The organism is Polynucleobacter sinensis (assembly GCF_001595985.1).
Lineage (GTDB): Bacteria > Pseudomonadota > Gammaproteobacteria > Burkholderiales > Burkholderiaceae > Polynucleobacter > Polynucleobacter sinensis.
In genome coordinates, this window is the sequence record NZ_LOJJ01000001.1 from 173,290 (window position 1) to 191,921 (window position 18,632).

Genomic DNA, 18,632 nt, shown 5'->3' on the forward strand with positions numbered 1-18,632 from the left:
AGTACTGATGTTTTCTTCGATAGTCTTATCTACCACCATCAGCACTTCCGCCTTGAATGGCACCCGTCATTACATCTATACTTTTCAAAGGAACTATTTTGGTTTTACATTGCTCACACAATGTCACTAATCCCAAATTTAATGTTTTGTATTCCCATCCATTAATAAATATCGTATTGCATCTATAGCAAACAAATCTGATGTTTCTAATTCGCACACCTTTTGTTGGTGTAAATTTAGGCACATTCGGATTTTTGGGATCTTTTGAATCTGTGAACTTCCTAGCTCTGTGCATATTTAAAAGCTCTGAATCGGTGGGAGTTTTGGCGGTCCGCCTACTGGTTGATTGACTCATTAAATTAGCCTCAAACAAGTTTCTAAGATTAAAGTTGTTGTTTTACATAATAGGGCGCTGAATATGTCATGCTAATAGTATGCAATTTATCAAGCAAAGGGCGCTAAGTGAGCAAAAAACAACCATTAAATGAAGAGATTTTTCCCTTATCAGTTAAATTTAGCGCTCGTAGGGCGCTATTAAATGCTGAAGTACAAGCAAAAATTACTGATGGTACCTACAAATCAAAAATTATTATTTGTCGCTTTCCAAAAGATTACTTGGAGAGAATAAGCCACTTATTTTCTGAGATAGAAAATAAAAAATGAATTCACACAAGCGTCCCATAACTAGACGCCCCTGAAAATTGTTCCATTTAGAACAGACAATAGCTAATCCTCTATCTATCAAGGTTTGATGGGATGAGGGTGGAGAAGATTGCCTGGAACGATTTGCCCGGCCTGTGGAGGAGCTAATGACTGCCAAATGGCTCGGGACAAGAAATGTTGGTGTTTTGATGTTCAAGTGGATAAGAAAAAACTTGAACAAGCACTTAAGGGCAAATCAAAAGATCAATGCTTGTGTAGGGATTGCTTGAAGCAGTTAAGCGTCTAGTTATGGGACGCTTATTCTTCTTGGGTAGTAGATGATTTCCTGCTGGCAAGGTATTTAACACCCTTAGCGCCGTAATTTTCTGTATGAATTTGATTGGGTAGCAAATGAAAGGCATCCCCAGCCAAATAGGCAGTCTTAATTCCATCAATAGTGATATCAATCTGCCCCTCAATAACCAAAGCATGAACTTCGCAAGCATGAGAATGCAAGTCCAGGAAACCGCCAACTTCCCGCTCAACTAAAACGGGAGCTGGAAATTCTTCCTTTGCTAACTTCTCTAAAAATGCTTCTGGCTTCATTGACTGGCTAACTATTATTTGGAAAGGGCTTATTTTAGCCAATTTGCTGCAATGCAAAAATCTTTATTTCAACTTAAACCAAATTCGAGCGGCTTCGTAAGGATCGTCTAAATGCTCGTCGCGAATTTCATATTCTTGGGTGATGCTGCGAATCATTTGCACAGCTAAATTATGGCGATTGTTATTAAAGTAACGATCTGCATCGTTACCCAATAACCAGTCAATTGCTTGCTCAAGACCGCCTTCTTCATTGGCTTTTTGTAACCAGTCGCCAAGAAGAATTTTGCCCTGCTTTAGTATTTGCGCTTGAGCTTGTAATACTTGCTCATCTAAGTCACCTAGTAATACTTTCATATTAATAGGGACTTTAGACATGAGTGAATACTTACTTAATATGCTTAATTACTTGGCACGAGTCTTCTTTGGAGCAGCTTTAACAGTCTCACCAAATTGACCTTGAGCTTGGCTTAATACTGACTCAAGGCTCTTTTCAAAGTTAGCAAACGTATCTGCTGCAGAGGCACGAGCTTGATCAAACTGTTGGAGTGAAGTCTCAAAGGCGGTTTTAAATGCAGATACAAAAGCTTCAGATCCAGCGGGAGCAGCCTTAGTAGCTTCTTTAACAAACTTGACTAAATCTTCACGAGCATCATCAAACGAAGCATCAATTACATTAGCAACTTCTTGATTGCCATTGCGAATCACTTTGCTTACTTTGGCCTGATAGGCAGCTGCATACTTAGCAATTTCTTGGGCAGCTTCTGGCTGAGCCAACTTAGCAAAATCTTGTGGATCTTTAATAGCTGACAATGTGGCGCCAGCTTCTTGCGCTACTGCCAAAGCATCTTTTGCGGCAGCTTGATTAATTTCCGCTAACTGTTGTGCGCTTTTGGCGGCAACTTCAGCTAAGTGTTTTGCATTCTCTACTGCCTTGGCTTGGGCATGAGCAATTTGCTCATTCAATTGATTCTGAAACATGGCATTTCCTTTATTAGTAAGATAGCTGCATTTTGCTGCGATGCACCATTTTAGGAAGGCTTTATCAACAATACAAGGATTATTTGCTGCAAAGCAACATTATTAGGGTTAAATCCCAATATCTTGGGCATATAGATTCCATATTATGGAATAACTGATTAATCCATAGATAGGTAATATGCTCAGAAATACCAATCAATCACCCGTTAAATCTGGCGTGGTTTATATCGTAGATGATGATGCGGCTGTACGAGATTCATTGAGTTGGTTGCTTGAAAACAATGGTTTTAAAACTAGCTGCCATGAAAGTGCCGAACGCTTTTTAATGGCGCTTACAAACTCAGACACCTCAGTTACAGCATGCGCTTTACTGGATGTCCGACTACCAGGGATGTCAGGAATTGAGCTTCAAGAAAAGCTCATTGAACAAGGACATCTTTTACCTGTTGCTTTTGTTTCTGGACACGGGGAGGTCAAGTTAGCCGTTCAAGCTCTCAAACAAGGCGCACATGATTTCATTCAAAAGCCATTTAAAGAAGAGGCAATTTGTGGCCTGATAAGCCAGATGCTAAACAAGGCTTATTTAAATCAACAACAAAACTCAGAAGTAAAAAAAGCGCAATCTAAGTTACAAGGATTAACTAAGCGTGAAAAAGAAGTTTTAGAGTGCGTCGTTGCGGGATGCACCAATAAGCAAGTGGCGGAGAATTTAAATATCTCACTTAAAACTGTAGAGGCGCATCGAGCCAATGTGATGAATAAGCTGGGAGTAAATAGAGCGACAAATTTATTAAAGCTTGCCCTTACTCATGGGCAATTGAATTAATTTAAATTCACGCATTTTCCCTTGGGGTCCAGTAACTAGACGCTGAATAAATTTGTTCTAAATAGAACAGACAATAATCGATCCTCTATCTATCCAACCCCGTAGAATCAGGGCATGAGAACGGAAGATATTGGAATGATTTGCCCAGCCTGTGGAAGTGCGAACAACTGCCAAATAAGTGCTGACAAGATGTGCTGGTGCTTTGATGTTCCCGTAGACAAGGCAAAGCTTGAACAGGTGATCAAAGACAAATCAAAAGATCAATGCTTGTGTAGGGCTTGTTTGAGCAAGCTAAGCGTCCAATTACAGGACGCTTAAGCCCACCTTTCTCATCACCCCCAAGGTTTAACAGCACTTGTTGCTAGATTGAATAATCCCCTATACAATACTATTAATCGTGTTATTTAGGGGGTGATTATGGGTGCTGTTGTAGCCAATGATTTAAAGACCAAAGGCATCAAAGCCATTGAAGACGCATTACTAGGTCAACTAGAGGCGCCTGTAACTGTGCGCGGACAAGTCAAATATGTCGTGATGGATCAGCAGCAATATCAATATCTGCGCGAATGCGAACTTGAAGCTGCTCTAGCCGAATCCAAAGCCGATTTAGCGGGTGGTCGCTTTGTTAAAGAAACCGTTGCCCAGCACATCAAGCGTCTAAAGCAAATTAATAAATCTGCCCAATGACCTGGCAGTTAATCTTTACTGAGCAATACAACAGGCGTGCCGCCAAGTTTTTAAAGCGTCATCCTGATGCTGAGGCTCAATACACCAAAGCTCTTGAACTACTTGAGCTTAATCCACACCATCCCTCGCTTCGTCTTCATGGCTTATCAGGAAAACTGGATGGATTGCAAAGTATTTCCATCAACTTGAAATATCGCATCGTCATTGAAATGATCATTACTGAAACTGAAATTGTTTTGATCAATGTTGGTGACCATGATGCAGTTTATTAATCCGAGCGTCCCGTAACTAGACGCTTCTGAAAATTGTCCATTTAGAGCAGACAATAACTAATCCTCTATCTAACGAGGCTTGATGAAATGGGGCTTGCAAGGCGCCCATTTCGCTAATCACTGGTGATATCTATATTCCTGTGTCTTACCGCCATAGCCATATGAAGCTGCTCTTACATCTTGAACATAGATATAGCTTTCCTCATGCAGGTTTCCCAAGATTCGCTCAAATCCAGCAAATGCTTCCTTGATGTATTTAGCCTTCTCATCCTTTGTGTTTGTTTCATCAGTAATTTTGATGTCGAAGAAGAAGCTGTTTTTTCCTTGCTCACTCAACAAATGACCGCCAACAAACCATTGATCAAGCTCTACATAGTCAATAGCTATTGCTGTGACTTCCTTTTTCTTCCCCAAGATTCTGTGAGTCAGATCTAAAAGTAGCTCATTAATCCTCTTGGTTGTTTCAATAGATTTTTTACCGCTGACTTTTACATTCAAAATTGGCATCTCATTCTCCTAATTAGTTAGCTATACAACTATTAATACAAAAAATAGAGGGGCTATAAAACTTCACTAATTCCCCTCAACTTACCAACAACATCTAAAAACTCATTGGCGCCCAATAACTTCTTGAACTTCTTGGTTACTTCACCACTTGCGGCATTGAGGCCGTCTTTGATTGCTTTGGCTTTCTTAGTGGGATGAACTTCAATCTCACGAGCATCATCGGCCGATGGCAATCTCTCGATTAATCCCAGCCTCTCCAATCCATCCAAACCTCTAGACGCAGTAGGCTTAGTGATATTCATTTCTTTAGCTAAGGCATTTTGATAAGAGCCAGGTTTGTCCAATATGACTCTCAACATAAATGCTTGTGATGGGGTCAATCCAAACGGCTTAAACGCCAATGTCCACTCCCGCTCTAATTTACGAGCCAGTGAGGTGGTATTGAAATAGAGGCATTGTTCAAACATGTAAGCACTCTAGCACGTTTTAGTTAGCTATGCAACTATAAATTAGATTTTATTCATAAACCCCGAAGAATCAAGGCATGAGAATGGAAGATATTGGAACGATCTGCCCAGCCTGTGGAACGGCAAATGACTGTCAAATGGGCGACGATAAAAAATGCTGGTGTTTTGATGTGCAGGTTGATAAGGCAAAACTCGAGCAAGCACTCAAAGACAAATCAAAAGATCAATGCTTGTGTAGGGATTGCTTGAAGAGATTAAGTATCCAATTATGAAATGCTTAAAGCAAAATTTTGATTAATCATTTTTATAGCAATACAAAATCATGTTGTAATCAAAATCCCATTTTTGCTGGCATCTTTGATATTTTGATTTATTAAAATTTGGCTGACTAGATTGGTACTTTAACTCCTCCCACCCATCAATCATCTGATTCAGATTAAAGTAAACCATGTTGTCTTGCCTGCTGCCTTTTTTTGTCCAGTTTTTCACGGAAGAATCAATTGCCTTTTGAATCCAAGGCAAGTTGCCATATTTCTGAACCAAAAATGTTAAGTTTTGATAGCCTTCCGTCTCAATCTTCATACAATAGTTAAACATGTTTTGATCGAGAACTCCTCTCTTTGTCCACTCTTCCCTGCAATATGCGGAGTAATTTCCGCTTGCTTGCGAAGGAATTGTTGCTGCACTCGCAATCGAGACAAAAAAGCAAAGGGAAAGAAGTGCGCCTTTAATCATTCTCACTTAATTAGCTCCTCATAGCTATCAGTAGCTTTCCAATCCAAATCATTAGAAACAAAATGGCAGTCATCCAACCCAATGTTGCCTGCCTCTTGAACAAAAGTGCCTACGACTACAATCACTCCTCTTTTATTATGCTGCCCATACTCACTGCCAGGCATCCTGCAAAAAAATCCAGTATTTGCATCAATCATTTTTGCAGTGGTGCCTTCATCAATAAATTTCTCAACAAACATTTGGGTTTCAATTTTCTTTCCAACAACCTTTTCTCTAATTTCAAAAGGGTTGGAAGAATTTTTAAACATCAAAATCATATTGTCAGCCCTATAAACCTTAGCAGGAATTGCTGGGGGTGGGGGCTGAACGTTAGCGGCACCCGGGGTGTTATCGCCAGATTTTCCGCAACCGCCAATCGAAACTAGCAATGCTATAACCCCAACAGAGATGAGTTTGGTTAAATTTTTCATAAACTCCTTGTTTTAATTTGCTGCAACCCTAAGGGGCTAAAGAGCCTCTGGATCGTTTTTAAGAAAAGTTGTGCATCTTATTCATACTTTCTTTGACGCCACATTTGGAAACCTTCGAGACTCTTGTGCTAACTTTTTCTAAAGATTGTGCGTACAAATTGACGAACATGAATAAAGTCGCAACGAAAAATACAAACTTCAAATATTTAATCATCTAAACATTCTTTGCATTTGATTAAGCATCTGCAAATTTCTATAGTCGTCTGGCAAAATCTTTGAAGCAAGCTCACCGCCACACGCAAGCTCAAGACTTAACATCAAAGAAAATCTAGTTAACTTCTTTTCGCCAGCTATCGAAGCGCCAACTAGGCTAGCTTGATTAATTTTTCCATCTACAGCAAATTGCATTTCTATATTTTTATTATTCTTTAAGAGCTTTACATCCACCCCTTTTTGCTGATTATCAAAGGTCATATTTTGTATGTCGAGCGAACCCCCTCCAGCAACACAAGCCATTAAAGCTCTTCCCGAGTCAGTTTTTGCAAACTCATCTTTTGCACCACCGCAAGCGGAGAGCAAGAGAGATGTCAGAGCAATAGCAAAGATTTTTTTCATAATTTGAATATAAGCTTATTTTTTAGAATATTAATATCTTTATAAAAACTATACTTAAGTGATTACCCCTACGTTCGGCGTCCAATAACTAGACGCTTGTCAAAATTGTTCCATTTGGAACAGACAATAAACAGCCCCCTATCTATCGAGGCTTGATGGAATAGTGCTGGGGAGGCGCTTAATTTACTAACTTAATAGTCTCAACGCCAAACCTGTGACCATACTCTGCACATTCGTTATTAATTACATTTCGCATGTTTTGGACCAAGTAAACATTGGCCATATTTCCATTTTGAGCCGTTGCAAAATAAGTCTGCCCTAAGCCATTACCTATATTCATTGCCTTAACTGCGATTGGCGACCTATCTTTAATATCTTCAAACAAATTCAAGAAATCGTTTGCTTCCTGTATTAGCCTCTTGTTTGTTTCTGAAAGAGGGTTATTAATTTTTGTATAACCATATAAATACCCCGCACATTTTGCTATTTGATTAATGTCAGGCTTTGGAAGGCTTGCCTTTCTTTTGGCCTCTGCATCTTTGGCAGCCTGCATTTGGGCCCGCTGCTTGCGCTCATCCTCTGCTATTGCAGCCGCTCTTTTTTTCAAATCAGCGTCAAGAGCAGCTTTATCCGAAGCTAATTTTGCCTGGTAGTTCGGGTGACCTTGTTGTTGGGCAAATTTATCAAGCTTTGTATAGATATCTGCAGGAAAACTAAACCCATCACAGCCCGATGACTTTGTTCCGCAACCGGATTTTCCTGAGTTTCTTAAGGCTGCCTCATAGTACTTTTGGGACATTTCTTTAAAGTTTAAATTTTCTGCCGCAAGTCCCATGTAATAAAAGCCCAAATCATCATAGGAGCCCGTTGTGTATTCTGCGTAGGCTAAGCCATACCAATTTTTTGCATCATATAAAGATTTAAAGTTGCCGCCGCTACATTGCCTTACGCAAGTAGATATAAAAGTATTTCCAAAGTTTTTTTGGAACTCTTCCTGCGACATGTAGATGGGCTTATACGATGGGGCGCATCCGCTCAATATAAAGAGTGAAAGATGGACAATACCAAGCATTATATTTTTCATAACTAAAATAGTAACAAAAGATAAGGCCGATGCATTGCCTAATTTAAGATTGCTGTCGATGCCATTCGGGAAATATTCGAAACCGCTCGGAGCCAGGAAATTCGGTGCTTGTAGGGCGGTTGGTCACAACCAGCTTAGACCCAATGTGCAGAACTGTTTTAGTCCTCTATCCTAGCTTTTCAATCCTCTGCTCTACCGACTGAGCTACCAGGCCAAGAATGGGAATTATAAATGAAACCTTGTTATGCCTGAGAAAATCCTATAAAGCCCATATAGCTGGGGCTTTATTTATGTCTAGCAGATTGACTAAGGGAGGCTATCTAAAGGGCTATGGTCGCTATTTTGCCCGAGCAGCATGTAATTTTCTGTAACTATCGATCAGACGGTGATGCCTATCAAGGCCTTCTAATTTTGTACTGGTGGGAGTCAGTCCATAGAAGCGCACGCTGCCATCTATTGATCCTATTGCCGCATCCATCTTCTCGCCCCCAAACATTCGCCGCAAATTAAGCACATAGTCGTCAAGCTCTAGATCATCGTTAAGGACAATCTCCAGCACTGCATTTAAGGCCTGATAAAACAATTTTCTCTCGACTGTGTTGTCGTTATATTGCAGAAAGGCGCCCACTAATTCTTGAGCCTCATCAAACTGCCGTAACGCAAGATGAATCAATAGCTTCAACTCAAGAACCGTGAGTTGACCCCATACAGTATTTTCATCAAACTCAATACCAATTAATGTGGCGATGTCTCCATACTCGTCGAGCTCGTTATTCTCTAGACGCTCAAGTAGCTGGCTGAGAGTAGCATTATCTAATCGATGAAGATTCAAAATGTCGGCACGGAACAATAAGGCTTTATTGGTGTTATCCCAAACCAAATCTTCTATGGGATATATCTCGGAATAGCCAGGCACCAATATGCGACATGCAATAGCACCTAGTTGGTCATACACCGCAACATATGACTCTTTATCAATAGACTTGAGGATGTTGAATAAAGTTTCTGCTTCTTGGGCATTGGAGTTTTCGCCATGACCAGAGAAGTCCCACTCAACAAAATCGTAATCTGATTTAGCACTGAAAAACCGCCACGACACAATGCCGCTAGAATCAATGAAGTGTTCGACAAAGTTATTGGGCTCAGTCACAGCTTCGCTCGCAAAGGTTGGTGGAGGCAAATCATTCAGGCCTTCCAAGCTACGTCCTTGAAGTAACTCTGTCAAACTCCGCTCCAGCGCCACCTCTAAACTGGGGTGTGCACCAAAAGAAGCAAATACACCACCCGTTCTGGGGTTCATCAAGGTAACACACATCACTGGATAGATGCCGCCCAGCGACGCATCTTTTACCAATACTGGGAAGCCTTGCTCCTCCAGCCCTCGAATACCTTCCAAAATGCTAGGGTACTTGGAGAGCACTTCCTGCGGCACATCTGGTAAAGCGATTTCACGCTCCAAGATTTCACGCTTTACTGCGCGCTCGAAAATCTCTGATAAACATTGCACCTGCGCTTCGGCCAAGGTATTGCCTGCACTCATGCCGTTGCTAACATAAAGGTTTTCTATCAAGTTGGAGGGAAAGTAGACGGTCTTGCCATCGGACTGACGCACATAAGGCAAAGAACAAATGCCGCGCTGCGCATTACCCGAATTGGTATCAATCAAATGCGAGCCACGTAATTCACCATCAGGATTGAAAATACTCAAGCAGTACTCGTCTAGAATTTCTGTTGGTAATGCATCTTTAGGGCCCGGTTTAAACCAACGCTCATTCGGATAATGAACAAACGCTCCATCCGCAACATCCTCACCCCAAAATGCGCCTGCATAAAAATGGTTATTGCTCAGCCTCTCGATGTACTCACCCAAGGCAGATGCTAGGGCACTTTCTTTTGTCGAGCCCTTCCCGTTGGTAAAGCACATCGGGGAATGTGCGTCACGGATGTGCAACGACCACACATTAGGAATGAGGTTGCGCCAAGAAGCAATTTCAATCTTAATTCCGAGGTTTGCCAATACACCCGACATATTGGCAATGGTTTGCTCAAGCGGCAGATCCTTACCTACAATATAAGTACTGGCATTGGGATCAGCTTTTAAGGACAACAAAGTCTGCGCATCTGCATCGAGATTGGCCACCACTTCAATGACAAACTCTGGCCCCGCTTGCACAACCTTCTTAACAGTACAGCGCTCAATAGAGCGCAAAATGCCCTGGCGATCATTTGCAGAAATATCTTCTGGCAGCTCAACCTGAATTTTGAAAATCTGCTGATAACGATTATCTGGATCGACAATATTGTTCTGTGAAAGACGGATATTTTCTGTGGAAATATTACGGGTGTCGCAATACAACTTTACAAAATATGCAGCGCACAAAGCTGATGAAGCCAGAAAATAATCGAAGGGGCCAGGAGCAGAGCCATCACCCTTATATCGAATGGGTTGATCAGCAATTACCGTGAAATCATCGAACTTGGCCTCAAGGCGGAGTTTGTCGAGAAAGTTGACCTTAATTTCCATGGGAATAGTTCCGAAAATGCTGCACAAATGTTAAGGGCGCTATTATCCCCTCCAATATTGACTATCCGTAATGGCCAATCCTTTTGCCCAAGCGCAGCAAAGACTTGCCCGGGACTTTATTGTTCGCCCTTATTTCGCGACGTATCGATACCCAAAGCCTTCAGCTTGCGGTACAGGTGAGTTCTCTCAAGCCCCGTGTACTCGGAAATCTTCGTCATGCTGCCACCCATAATGATCATTTGATGCTCAAAATACGCTTTTTCAAAAAGATCGCGAGCCTCTCTGAGCGGCAAATCAAAATAGGTTTTTGCAATACCACTAATGTACTCACCCTCGGGGGCGGGTAAGACTTGTTCGCTTGAATTAGTCTTGGGGCTTGGATTGGATGTGGGCGCAGGCTGAGCAACTTTTTCTTCAACGGGCTCCACAAACTTAGGGGAGCTCTCTAAGGCCTTATTTACTGTCTTTAACAGCTTTTGCAGGGCAATCGGCTTTTCTAAAAAGTTTAATGCGCCAATTCGGGTTGCCTCTACTGCAGTATCAATGGTTGCGTGCCCAGACATCATCACCACCGGCATCGTCAACTGCCCTGTTTTGGACCACTCCTTCAACAAGGTTATGCCATCAACGTCAGGCATCCAAATATCGAGCAAAACTAAATCTGGCCGCATTTGCTCACGAATTGTGCGCGCCTGAATAGCACTCTCCGCGGCATACACGGTATGGCCCTCATCCGTCAAAATCTCATTGAGAAGTTCTCGGATTCCCATCTCATCATCGACCACCAAAATACTTGCCATACCTATGCTGCCTCGTTTGCCAGATTCATAAACAAAATTGATACTTGCGCACCTACCACTTGATCTTCCTGCATCCGGTTGCGGATTTCAATTTTGGCACCATGATCATCAACTATCTTCTTAACCACCGCCAACCCCAAACCCGTACCCTTACTCTTAGTTGTAACATAAGGTTCAAACGCTCTTGCCAATATCTTAGCTGGAAACCCAGATCCAGAATCACTTATTGTTAGCCGTACTGCATTCTGCTTCACGCCACTTAACTCACCATAAGCTAGTAACTCTGTTTTGACTTCCACTGGAGCACTTTGATGATCCCCCTCAAGAGTGGCATCTTGTGCATTTTGTAACAAGTTATGAATGACCTGCCTTAACTGCGTTGAATCGCCCAGAATGTTTGGGCAGCGTGGATCTAGCTGGGTTTTTATTGGGCTACCTTCATAAAGACCAAGAATTTCTTGAATCAAAGTATTAATAGATACCGACTTTAGCTGAGGGCTTGGAGTTTTAGCAAAGTCTCTAAAGTCATTGACCATCTCCTTCATTGCTTGCACCTGGCCAATGATTGTTTCAGTACTCCGATTGATCATCTCTTCTTGCTCGTGACTGAGCTTGCCTGCAAGCTTGTGTTGAAGTCGCTCCGCTGAGAGCTGTATAGGCGTTAATGGGTTCTTAATCTCATGCGCTAATCTTCTTGCGACCTCGCTCCAAGCAATAGAACGCTGAGCACTCACGACATCAGTAATGTCATCAAAGACAACCATGCGCAGGTCAGCCGTTAACTTTGTGCCGCGAACAAACAACGTGACCCCTAATTCGTTTTCAAACTCATTGGTACTATGAAGCTGAACCTGCTTTTGCCATATGGGGGCAGCTTGTTGTCCTAATTGGGCCTCAGGACTGGGCTCGCCTTCCGCAACACCAAGCTTCATGGTGGCAAAACCCTCCTTGATGGCTTCCTCAAACTCCAAAAGCGCTGGGTTGCTGCTTAAGGGCTTGCCATCTAATAAGGTGAGGTCCTGCCCAAAAATACGGTCTGCGCCAGCATTGCTAGATACGATGTTGTAGTGCTTATCAAAAATACATACGCCGGCCGTTAAACTTCCCAGCACTTTTTCCAAAAAGGCCTTAGATTCTTGTAAGGAGGTGCGTGTATCAGCCAACTGCCTTGTCATCACATTAAATTGTCGCGTGAGCATTCCTAGTTCATCGCCGGTATCTAGTTCTGGCTTAGGCGATAAATCGCCCTGAGCAACGGCTTGCGTTCCCTTGAGCAACATTAAGAGTGGCCTAGCCAACTGGCGCCCTAACAACAAAGCCAAAATCACGGCGACAAATAAAGCGAAGAAGAGCGTCAGCGTTAAAGTGCCCACAAACATTTTGCGCAATCCCGTCCGCCCCAATGACTTTTCTTGATACTCACTGTAGGCTGATTCCACGGCAAAAATATTCTTTGCTAGCGGGGCTGGGATATAGCGAACTAGCTGCAGAAAGTATCGATCTTCTGCAGTTTTGCCGGAATCTAACTTTCCTTGAGCGGGCTTTTTGCGCACGATCGGCACAATTGCCCTAACCCGGTAACCGCGCTGGCCGCCTTCCATTTCAACTTGATCTAAAGCGGTAAGACCCTTCTTTTTAAATGCCTCAGAAACCACCTCGGCACTGGGAGGCGGTAAATATTTTTTTGGCTTCAACTCGCTCGACAGAATCAAGTTCCGCTGCATATTAAAAAGGCTGACCTCTTGAATGCCGAATTGATTGCGAATCTTCATCACCATAGCGCCAACCTGCTCAGAGCTTGTTCCCGAAGGAACCTGAGTGATTTGTTCGGCAATAAAATTGCCTTCGGCCAAAATTTCTTCTTGAGCAATTTGTAAAGTAACTCGCCCCAGCTCTAAACCGGAGTTCAGCGCAGACTCGACCTTCACATCAAACCAGGTCTCAATACTACGAGAAACGAATTGCAAGGATACGCCATACAAAATTAATCCTGGTACCACCCCAACCAAAGCAAAAATCATTGCCAACTTCGCAATCAGGCGGGTACCAAAACGCCCCTTATGCCAGCGAATAGCAATTACAGACACCAACACCAGAATCACCAAGATCAGACAAACACCAATCACTACATTAGCTGCGTAGAGCCAAATAAAATATTTATCAAAAAATTCTGTATTGGAGGAGGCAATTGAAAGAAGAACCAATAAGCACAGGGCAAAGGTTCCTATAACTCCCATTGCGATCGGCAGGGCGCGCCTTTTCCAAACCTCTTTGTCAAAAGAGTGTGGCTTAGAGAAGGCGAAAGAACGCATCATCGCTTAATAACATTAGGGCCGGTCGGTGAGAATGGAAATCTCAACCAGTCACTCGAAACATTCCAGTCGCGATTATTTAGTGCATTCACCTGGAAAGGTTTAGGCAGCTTACTTAAGTCAAGCGTCATTCTAAGCGCAGCAATATAAGATTTGCTCGCATCTATTTGACTGTTATCTATTACCCGCCAGCCACCAACACTGCCAACCGTTTGCAAGGCCTCAGAAATGGTTTTTGCTGAAAAGGTAAGACCCTCTGATGCAATTCGATATTGCTGAGTAAGCGGTTGATAAGAAAGGCGGGTTTGACGTTGTGCAAGCGCCGGTTTTTCATCAAACCAATACCAACGTGAACGCGTTAAATCAAACTCAGTTTGAAAATACAAAACAATTCCTTTTTGAACTGCATCCTCAAGTCCCGGGGTAAGTTCAATCTGGAATGTAGCATTTAGAAGCCAATCATTATCTATCCGCTCTAACTCCACGGATTTAATCTTGATTCCCTCTGCGCTGACGGCCGCTGAAAATGTACACAGGGTCAACAACACGCAAAAGATAAATTGTTTAATGCATTGGCTCATGGCCCATTTTTCTTAAACAAAGCATAGTAGAAACCATCGTTAACCTCGGTCGGCAATATTTGCCCCGGGGCGCTTAATCGTAACGCATCAGGGCACTCATCAGCAAACCAAACAGCCTGCATTTCACCCTCTTCGGGAAATACCGAGCAGGTAACATACAAAAGCAAGCCGCCAGGTTTAAGCATTTTCCAAGCTTGGGTCATGATTGCTCGTTGCCGTTGCTGCAAGGCAGGAATATCAGCTTCGCGCCTTAAAAAAGGAATATCAGGATGCCTTGCGACAATGCCAGAAGCTGAACATGGCGCATCAAGCAAAATTTTGTCAAATAACTTTCCATCCCACCAAGCTGCCTTCGAAGCATCACCCCTGACTACCTTAACTTCATCACGCTGAAGGCGTAAACGATCTAAATTACCACTAATCTTTCCTAGACGCGCCCCATCAAGCTCCAAAGCAGTCATCTCACACTCTGCCAACTCCAGCAGGTGAGCAGTCTTGCCACCTGGGGCGGCGCAAGCATCCAATATGCTCTCTCCTGGCTGGGGATCAAGCAGGACAGCTGCAATTTGAGCGCCCACATCCTGAACCGAAACGGCGCCGCTATAAAATCCTGGCAAATCGGAAACCGGAACCGGTTCGCGTAGCAACAGCGCAGCATCAACAGGAATGCCAGCAATGCTCTCGATTGGCTCGGATGCAATTCCAGCCTCCCGCAACATACCCTGATATTCGTGACGAGTATGCTGGCGGATATTAACGCGCAAAATTAATGGCGCTCTCTGCGCCTGCTGAATTATTAGCTGATGCCATGACTTAGAATAATTTCGCCTTAAACTAGCGCGCCACCAAGGTGGAAAGAACATCGGAATTGGATCTGGTGGATAAGGCTTTTCCGCCTCTGCTTGCATCAATAGACCCACCTTGCGCAATACTGCATTAACCAAACCCTTTGCGTAAAGAGTTTGTTCGTACTCACCACAAGCCTTTACCGCTTGATCAACAATCGTATGCGCTGCATAGCCCTTTCCATCAGATCCATTGTGAAGGAAAAGGGCAATTGCGACACTTAATAGATGCTCAACCTCGGGCGGTGGTGGCTTGGGAATAAATTCTTTAATTAACTCGTGTGACCTCACCCATTTTCGCAAGGCATCGAACGTTAGGCTCTGTACGATGGGTCGCTCATGGGCATCTAGCAAATCAAGCACTTCCGTAAGAGACCGTCCAAGCATGACCTCACCAATTGCTTGTGCAGAAATCGTAATCGCCTCAGAAAGCGGGAGGCTGAGTGATATTTTTTTATCAGTCAATTAGCCCATCCTAGGGTTTGTTTCTTGTTTAGCCATAGCCAACAAGCGCGCCACTCTTTCAGCTGTTGGTGGATGGGTAGAAAAAAGCTGCGCAAGCCCAGATCCAGACAGAGGATTCAGAATCATCATTTGAGCAGTTTCAGGATGTCTCTCAACAGCATAGAAAGGGGTGCTGCTCGCATATGCATGAATTTTTCCTAATGCATTAGCAAGCGCTTCAGGATCGGCACTAATCTCTGCTCCACCTCGATCGGCCTCAAACTCACGCGCCCGTGAAATACTCATTTGAATCAGGCTAGCAGCAAGTGGGGCTAATAGCGCTACCAAAATACTCGCAATCGGATTGTGTGGCTTGCCATCAGCATCACGCCCACCAAAAAACATGGCGAAATTTGCCAATGCTGATATTGCACCAGCCATAGTCGCTGCGATTGTAGATATCAATATATCTCGATGTTTTATGTGCGCCAGCTCATGAGCCATGACCCCCCGAAATTCGCGGCGGGAGAGAATTTTGAGAATTCCAGTTGTTGCGGCAACCGCAGCATTATCAGGATTACGTCCAGTTGCAAATGCATTGGGCGCATCCTCATCAATTAAGTAAACTTTTGGCATTGGCAAACCAGCTTTATCGGCCAACTCCTTAACCACCGCATAAAAATCAGGGGCGCTATGCTCATCTACCTGTCTAGCATTGGTCATCTTTAACACCATTGCGTCTGAAAACCAATAGCTAAAGAAGTTCATCCCCACGGCAATCAATAAGGCCATCAGCATGCCTTCCCTGCCACCAATCATGCCTCCAACAATAATGAAAAGCGCTGTAATTACCGCCATCAAAATGGCGGTCTTTGCTAAATTAAACATGTTTCCCCCCTTTGACATTAATCATGCTTTTAAATTGAATTGGTGGGAGCTCTCTACTGCTCATAGCCAGACACTTAACCGCATCTAACCTTTTGCCTCCAGGCCTTTGCATTTCTAAAACTTCGATAACACCATCCCCACACTGAACATAAATACCCTCGTCACTCAAGCCTACAACTTCTCCAATATTCTTGCTTTGGGCAATGTTTAAGTTATCGGGCAAACATGAATTCCAAAACTTGAACTGCTCGCCATTTAAATGACTAGTTGATCCAGGAAATGGGTTAAAAGCACGTATGCGCCGATCGATTTCAGCAGCGCTTAAGCCCCAATCAATCTCGGCCTCATTCTTGAGAATTTTCTCTGCATAAGTAACGCCTTCGCTTGGCTGAGGAGCTCTTGTAAGCTTGACATCAGCATCAAGATTGTTGAGCACCTGCACCATGAGACGCGCGCCTAGCTCTGCCAAGCGATCATGTAATGAAGCACTTGTTTCTTGTGGAGAAATCATGAGATCTTCGGTCAATACAACATCGCCCGTATCCAGGCCAGCATCCATCAGCATGATGCTCACGCCCGTCCTTGTGTCGCCACTCTCAATGCTGCGCTGAATAGGAGCGGCGCCACGCCAACGAGGCAATAGTGATGCATGAATATTAAAACAGCCATGACGCCTCTGCTTAGCTGCCAAATCTAAAATCTCTTGCGGCAAAATCAAGCCATATGCAACCACCACCATCGCATCAAACTCTATCCCTGACAGAGCCTCATAAGCCTCTTTAGCTTCAGCGCTCTTTTGAGGATCCGAGTGAGATTGCTTCAGTGTTATTGGTTGCAATACGGGAATATTGCTCTCTAACGCAAATACTTTTACAGGGCTAGCCTGAAGATGCATTCCCCTACCAGCTCGACGATCGGGTTGCGTTAAAGCCAAAACAATTTCGTGGCCAGCATGCTTAATAGCGCGCATTGCGTGCGCAGCAAATTCTGGAGTACCTGCAAAAACAATTTTCATTGGGCGCTTAGCGCTGGCCGACTAGTTCTTTAGCGCGCTTTTTCATTTTTAATGAAATGCGATTACGCTTGAGCATAGAAAGATATTCTACAAATACCTTGCCTTTTAAATGATCCATCTCATGTTGCAAGCATACTGCTAGCAGGCCATCTGCTTCGATCTCAAACTCTTTGCCATTGATATCAAGCGCCTTGACTCGCACTACCGCAGGACGATCCACTTCATCGTAATACTCGGGAACGGATAGGCAACCTTCGCGCCAAGATTTTTTTTCGGGGCTGGACCAAACTAACTCTGGATTGATGAATACCATCAACTCATCCTGATTGTCAGATACATCAATCACAACAATCTGCTCGTGGATATCCACTTGGGTAGCAGCTAATCCCACTCCAGGGGCGTCGTACATTGTCTCAGCCATATCGGCCACAATTTTTTTAATGCGTGCATCTACTTTCGCTACAGGTTTAGCAACCTTATGCAAGCGTGGATCTGGATAACAAAGAACGGTTAATAAAGCCATGTAGGAATTATCCAACAGAGTAATCCGCCTGTCCTGATAGTTACAAATATTCCACGATCGAAAATCTCTAGATGCGCACGAACAACCCCTCAGGCATCCTATCGATCAGCCAAAACGACCCAGACTACCCGCCCCGACTCTGGGATTTGTTTGACCCACCTAAACTGCTCTATATATATGGCGAGAGTCGACTTTTGCGTTTACCCATGATTGCCATCGTTGGCTCACGCATCCCAAGCCAAGAGGGGATTAAAAATGCCTTCCAATTCTCTCAAGCCCTCTCTAAAGCCGGCTTTCTGGTGATTTCTGGCATGGCACGCGGTATTGATGGGGCCGCCCATTGTGGCGCCCTCAGGCTTGGCAAGGCTCACTCCACCCTAGCTGTATGCGGGACGGGATTAGACATTGTCTATCCCCCAGAACATGCTTCTTTGGCCCAAGATATAGGTCAACAGGGTCTATTGGTCTCCGAGTTGGCGCCTGGGATTGGGCCAAGAGCCCACCATTTTCCACGCCGAAACCGCTTAATTGCCGCCCTTTGCTTGGGGGTGGTGGTTATAGAAGCCGCCGAAAAGTCAGGCTCACTCATTACCGCTAGATTAGCAAACGAGTTGGGGCGAGAAATATTCGCACTTCCAGGCTCCATCAATCAGCCTCTTTCTAGGGGGTGCCATCAGCTCATTCAACAAGGGGCCAAACTAGTTCAAAATCCAAACGATGTGCTCGATGAGCTTCATTTTTAGTCAAAACCCCTCTCAAGGGCCATTAAATGCAGGTTTTAAGCATCAATCCTCCAAATAATGGCCTTAAA

At 43.7% G+C, this 18,632-nt stretch carries 26 protein-coding genes; 8 read left to right on the forward strand and 18 right to left on the reverse strand.

The window, feature by feature from the left end; translation table 11 throughout:
• Positions 1–25: 25 nt before the first annotated feature.
• Positions 26–355 (reverse strand): hypothetical protein, encoded by a 330-nt coding sequence (locus AOB49_RS00975; RefSeq protein ID WP_062306839.1) that lies wholly within the window; start codon positions 353–355, stop codon positions 26–28.
• Positions 356–462: 107 nt separating this feature from the next.
• Here AOB49_RS00975 and AOB49_RS00980 point away from each other — a divergent pair, with 107 nt between their 5' ends.
• Together AOB49_RS00980 and AOB49_RS12410 are read left to right on the forward strand one after the other, a co-directional pair.
• On the forward strand, positions 463–663 hold the full coding sequence (locus tag AOB49_RS00980; RefSeq protein ID WP_062306841.1) for a hypothetical protein: 201 nt from the start codon (positions 463–465) through the stop codon (positions 661–663).
• A 109-nt stretch (positions 664–772) separates the two neighbouring features.
• A complete protein-coding gene (locus AOB49_RS12410; RefSeq protein WP_407070221.1) occupies positions 773–949 on the forward strand; it encodes a cysteine-rich CWC family protein in 177 nt (58 codons plus the stop codon).
• 11 nt (positions 950–960) lie between these two features.
• On the opposite strand, the gene AOB49_RS00985 is transcribed toward AOB49_RS12410, so the two are convergent.
• The 3 genes from AOB49_RS00985 to AOB49_RS00995 all read right to left on the reverse strand — a co-directional run bounded on the left by AOB49_RS00985 (position 961) and on the right by AOB49_RS00995 (position 2,226).
• Positions 961–1,248, reverse strand: coding sequence for a cupin domain-containing protein (locus tag AOB49_RS00985; protein WP_062306844.1), 288 nt, complete (start codon positions 1,246–1,248; stop codon positions 961–963).
• Positions 1,249–1,311: 63 nt separating this feature from the next.
• The gene (locus AOB49_RS00990; protein ID WP_156471299.1) at positions 1,312–1,602 is read right to left on the reverse strand and encodes a hypothetical protein; all 291 of its coding nucleotides are present in this window, start codon (positions 1,600–1,602) and stop codon (positions 1,312–1,314) included.
• Positions 1,603–1,650: 48 nt separating this feature from the next.
• The gene (locus tag AOB49_RS00995; RefSeq protein ID WP_062306849.1) at positions 1,651–2,226 is read right to left on the reverse strand and encodes a phasin family protein; all 576 of its coding nucleotides are present in this window, start codon (positions 2,224–2,226) and stop codon (positions 1,651–1,653) included.
• Positions 2,227–2,404: 178 nt separating this feature from the next.
• Here AOB49_RS00995 and AOB49_RS01000 point away from each other — a divergent pair, with 178 nt between their 5' ends.
• The 4 genes from AOB49_RS01000 (at position 2,405) to AOB49_RS01010 (ending at position 4,011) form a co-directional block, all read left to right on the forward strand.
• The gene (locus AOB49_RS01000) at positions 2,405–3,052 is read left to right on the forward strand and encodes a response regulator transcription factor (RefSeq protein WP_062306856.1); all 648 of its coding nucleotides are present in this window, start codon (positions 2,405–2,407) and stop codon (positions 3,050–3,052) included.
• A 135-nt stretch (positions 3,053–3,187) separates the two neighbouring features.
• Complete coding sequence (locus tag AOB49_RS12415) at positions 3,188–3,370, forward strand: cysteine-rich CWC family protein (RefSeq protein ID WP_407070223.1); 183 nt, start codon at positions 3,188–3,190, stop codon at positions 3,368–3,370.
• Between the two features lie 99 nt (positions 3,371–3,469).
• Positions 3,470–3,739 (forward strand): hypothetical protein, encoded by a 270-nt coding sequence (locus AOB49_RS01005; protein WP_062306860.1) that lies wholly within the window; start codon positions 3,470–3,472, stop codon positions 3,737–3,739.
• Positions 3,736–4,011 (forward strand): type II toxin-antitoxin system RelE/ParE family toxin, encoded by a 276-nt coding sequence (locus AOB49_RS01010; RefSeq protein WP_062306863.1) that lies wholly within the window; start codon positions 3,736–3,738, stop codon positions 4,009–4,011. Before AOB49_RS01005 ends, AOB49_RS01010 begins: the two co-directional genes overlap by 4 nt.
• A gap of 117 nt (positions 4,012–4,128) precedes the next feature.
• Here the strand turns inward: AOB49_RS01010 and AOB49_RS01015 are convergent, their stop codons facing one another.
• Positions 4,129–4,518 (reverse strand): tautomerase family protein, encoded by a 390-nt coding sequence (locus AOB49_RS01015; protein WP_062306865.1) that lies wholly within the window; start codon positions 4,516–4,518, stop codon positions 4,129–4,131.
• Positions 4,519–4,571: 53 nt separating this feature from the next.
• Positions 4,572–4,985, reverse strand: coding sequence for a MarR family winged helix-turn-helix transcriptional regulator (locus tag AOB49_RS01020; RefSeq protein WP_062306868.1), 414 nt, complete (start codon positions 4,983–4,985; stop codon positions 4,572–4,574).
• Between the two features lie 77 nt (positions 4,986–5,062).
• Here AOB49_RS01020 and AOB49_RS01025 point away from each other — a divergent pair, with 77 nt between their 5' ends.
• The gene (locus AOB49_RS01025) at positions 5,063–5,257 is read left to right on the forward strand and encodes a cysteine-rich CWC family protein (protein WP_082784006.1); all 195 of its coding nucleotides are present in this window, start codon (positions 5,063–5,065) and stop codon (positions 5,255–5,257) included.
• A gap of 22 nt (positions 5,258–5,279) precedes the next feature.
• On the opposite strand, the gene AOB49_RS01030 is transcribed toward AOB49_RS01025, so the two are convergent.
• The 12 genes from AOB49_RS01030 to def all read right to left on the reverse strand — a co-directional run bounded on the left by AOB49_RS01030 (position 5,280) and on the right by def (position 17,821).
• Positions 5,280–5,726 carry a hypothetical protein gene (locus AOB49_RS01030; protein ID WP_156471300.1) on the reverse strand — a complete coding sequence of 149 codons (447 nt, stop codon included), beginning with the start codon at positions 5,724–5,726 and terminating at the stop codon, positions 5,280–5,282.
• Positions 5,723–6,190: a hypothetical protein gene (locus AOB49_RS01035; RefSeq protein ID WP_062306875.1), complete on the reverse strand. Its 468-nt coding sequence runs from the start codon at positions 6,188–6,190 to the stop codon at positions 5,723–5,725. The genes AOB49_RS01030 and AOB49_RS01035 overlap by 4 nt, the downstream gene beginning before the upstream one ends.
• A 210-nt stretch (positions 6,191–6,400) precedes the next feature.
• Positions 6,401–6,805, reverse strand: coding sequence for a hypothetical protein (locus AOB49_RS01040; protein ID WP_062306878.1), 405 nt, complete (start codon positions 6,803–6,805; stop codon positions 6,401–6,403).
• A gap of 178 nt (positions 6,806–6,983) precedes the next feature.
• A complete protein-coding gene (locus AOB49_RS01045; protein WP_156471301.1) occupies positions 6,984–7,889 on the reverse strand; it encodes a hypothetical protein in 906 nt (301 codons plus the stop codon).
• 337 nt (positions 7,890–8,226) lie between these two features.
• Positions 8,227–10,413, reverse strand: coding sequence for an OsmC domain/YcaO domain-containing protein (locus AOB49_RS01055; protein ID WP_062306886.1), 2,187 nt, complete (start codon positions 10,411–10,413; stop codon positions 8,227–8,229).
• 116 nt (positions 10,414–10,529) lie between these two features.
• Positions 10,530–11,213, reverse strand: coding sequence for a response regulator (locus AOB49_RS01060; protein ID WP_062306888.1), 684 nt, complete (start codon positions 11,211–11,213; stop codon positions 10,530–10,532).
• 2 nt (positions 11,214–11,215) lie between these two features.
• Positions 11,216–13,528, reverse strand: a complete 2,313-nt coding sequence (locus AOB49_RS01065; protein WP_062306892.1) for an ATP-binding protein — start codon at positions 13,526–13,528, stop codon at positions 11,216–11,218.
• Positions 13,525–14,106 carry a DUF4390 domain-containing protein gene (locus AOB49_RS01070; RefSeq protein ID WP_062306895.1) on the reverse strand — a complete coding sequence of 194 codons (582 nt, stop codon included), beginning with the start codon at positions 14,104–14,106 and terminating at the stop codon, positions 13,525–13,527. The genes AOB49_RS01065 and AOB49_RS01070 overlap by 4 nt, the downstream gene beginning before the upstream one ends.
• Positions 14,103–15,416 carry a 16S rRNA (cytosine(967)-C(5))-methyltransferase RsmB gene (rsmB, locus tag AOB49_RS01075; protein WP_062306897.1) on the reverse strand — a complete coding sequence of 438 codons (1,314 nt, stop codon included), beginning with the start codon at positions 15,414–15,416 and terminating at the stop codon, positions 14,103–14,105. Before rsmB ends, AOB49_RS01070 begins: the two co-directional genes overlap by 4 nt.
• A complete protein-coding gene (gene htpX / locus AOB49_RS01080) occupies positions 15,417–16,283 on the reverse strand; it encodes a zinc metalloprotease HtpX (protein ID WP_062306900.1) in 867 nt (288 codons plus the stop codon).
• Positions 16,276–17,298: a methionyl-tRNA formyltransferase gene (gene fmt, locus AOB49_RS01085; protein WP_062306903.1), complete on the reverse strand. Its 1,023-nt coding sequence runs from the start codon at positions 17,296–17,298 to the stop codon at positions 16,276–16,278. Before fmt ends, htpX begins: the two co-directional genes overlap by 8 nt.
• Before the next feature lie 7 nt (positions 17,299–17,305).
• A complete protein-coding gene (gene def / locus AOB49_RS01090; protein ID WP_062306907.1) occupies positions 17,306–17,821 on the reverse strand; it encodes a peptide deformylase in 516 nt (171 codons plus the stop codon).
• A 71-nt stretch (positions 17,822–17,892) separates the two neighbouring features.
• On the opposite strand from def, the gene dprA reads away from it, so the two are divergent.
• Positions 17,893–18,564 (forward strand): DNA-processing protein DprA, encoded by a 672-nt coding sequence (gene dprA / locus AOB49_RS01095; protein WP_062306908.1) that lies wholly within the window; start codon positions 17,893–17,895, stop codon positions 18,562–18,564.
• The last annotated feature ends 68 nt before the right edge of the window (positions 18,565–18,632 follow it).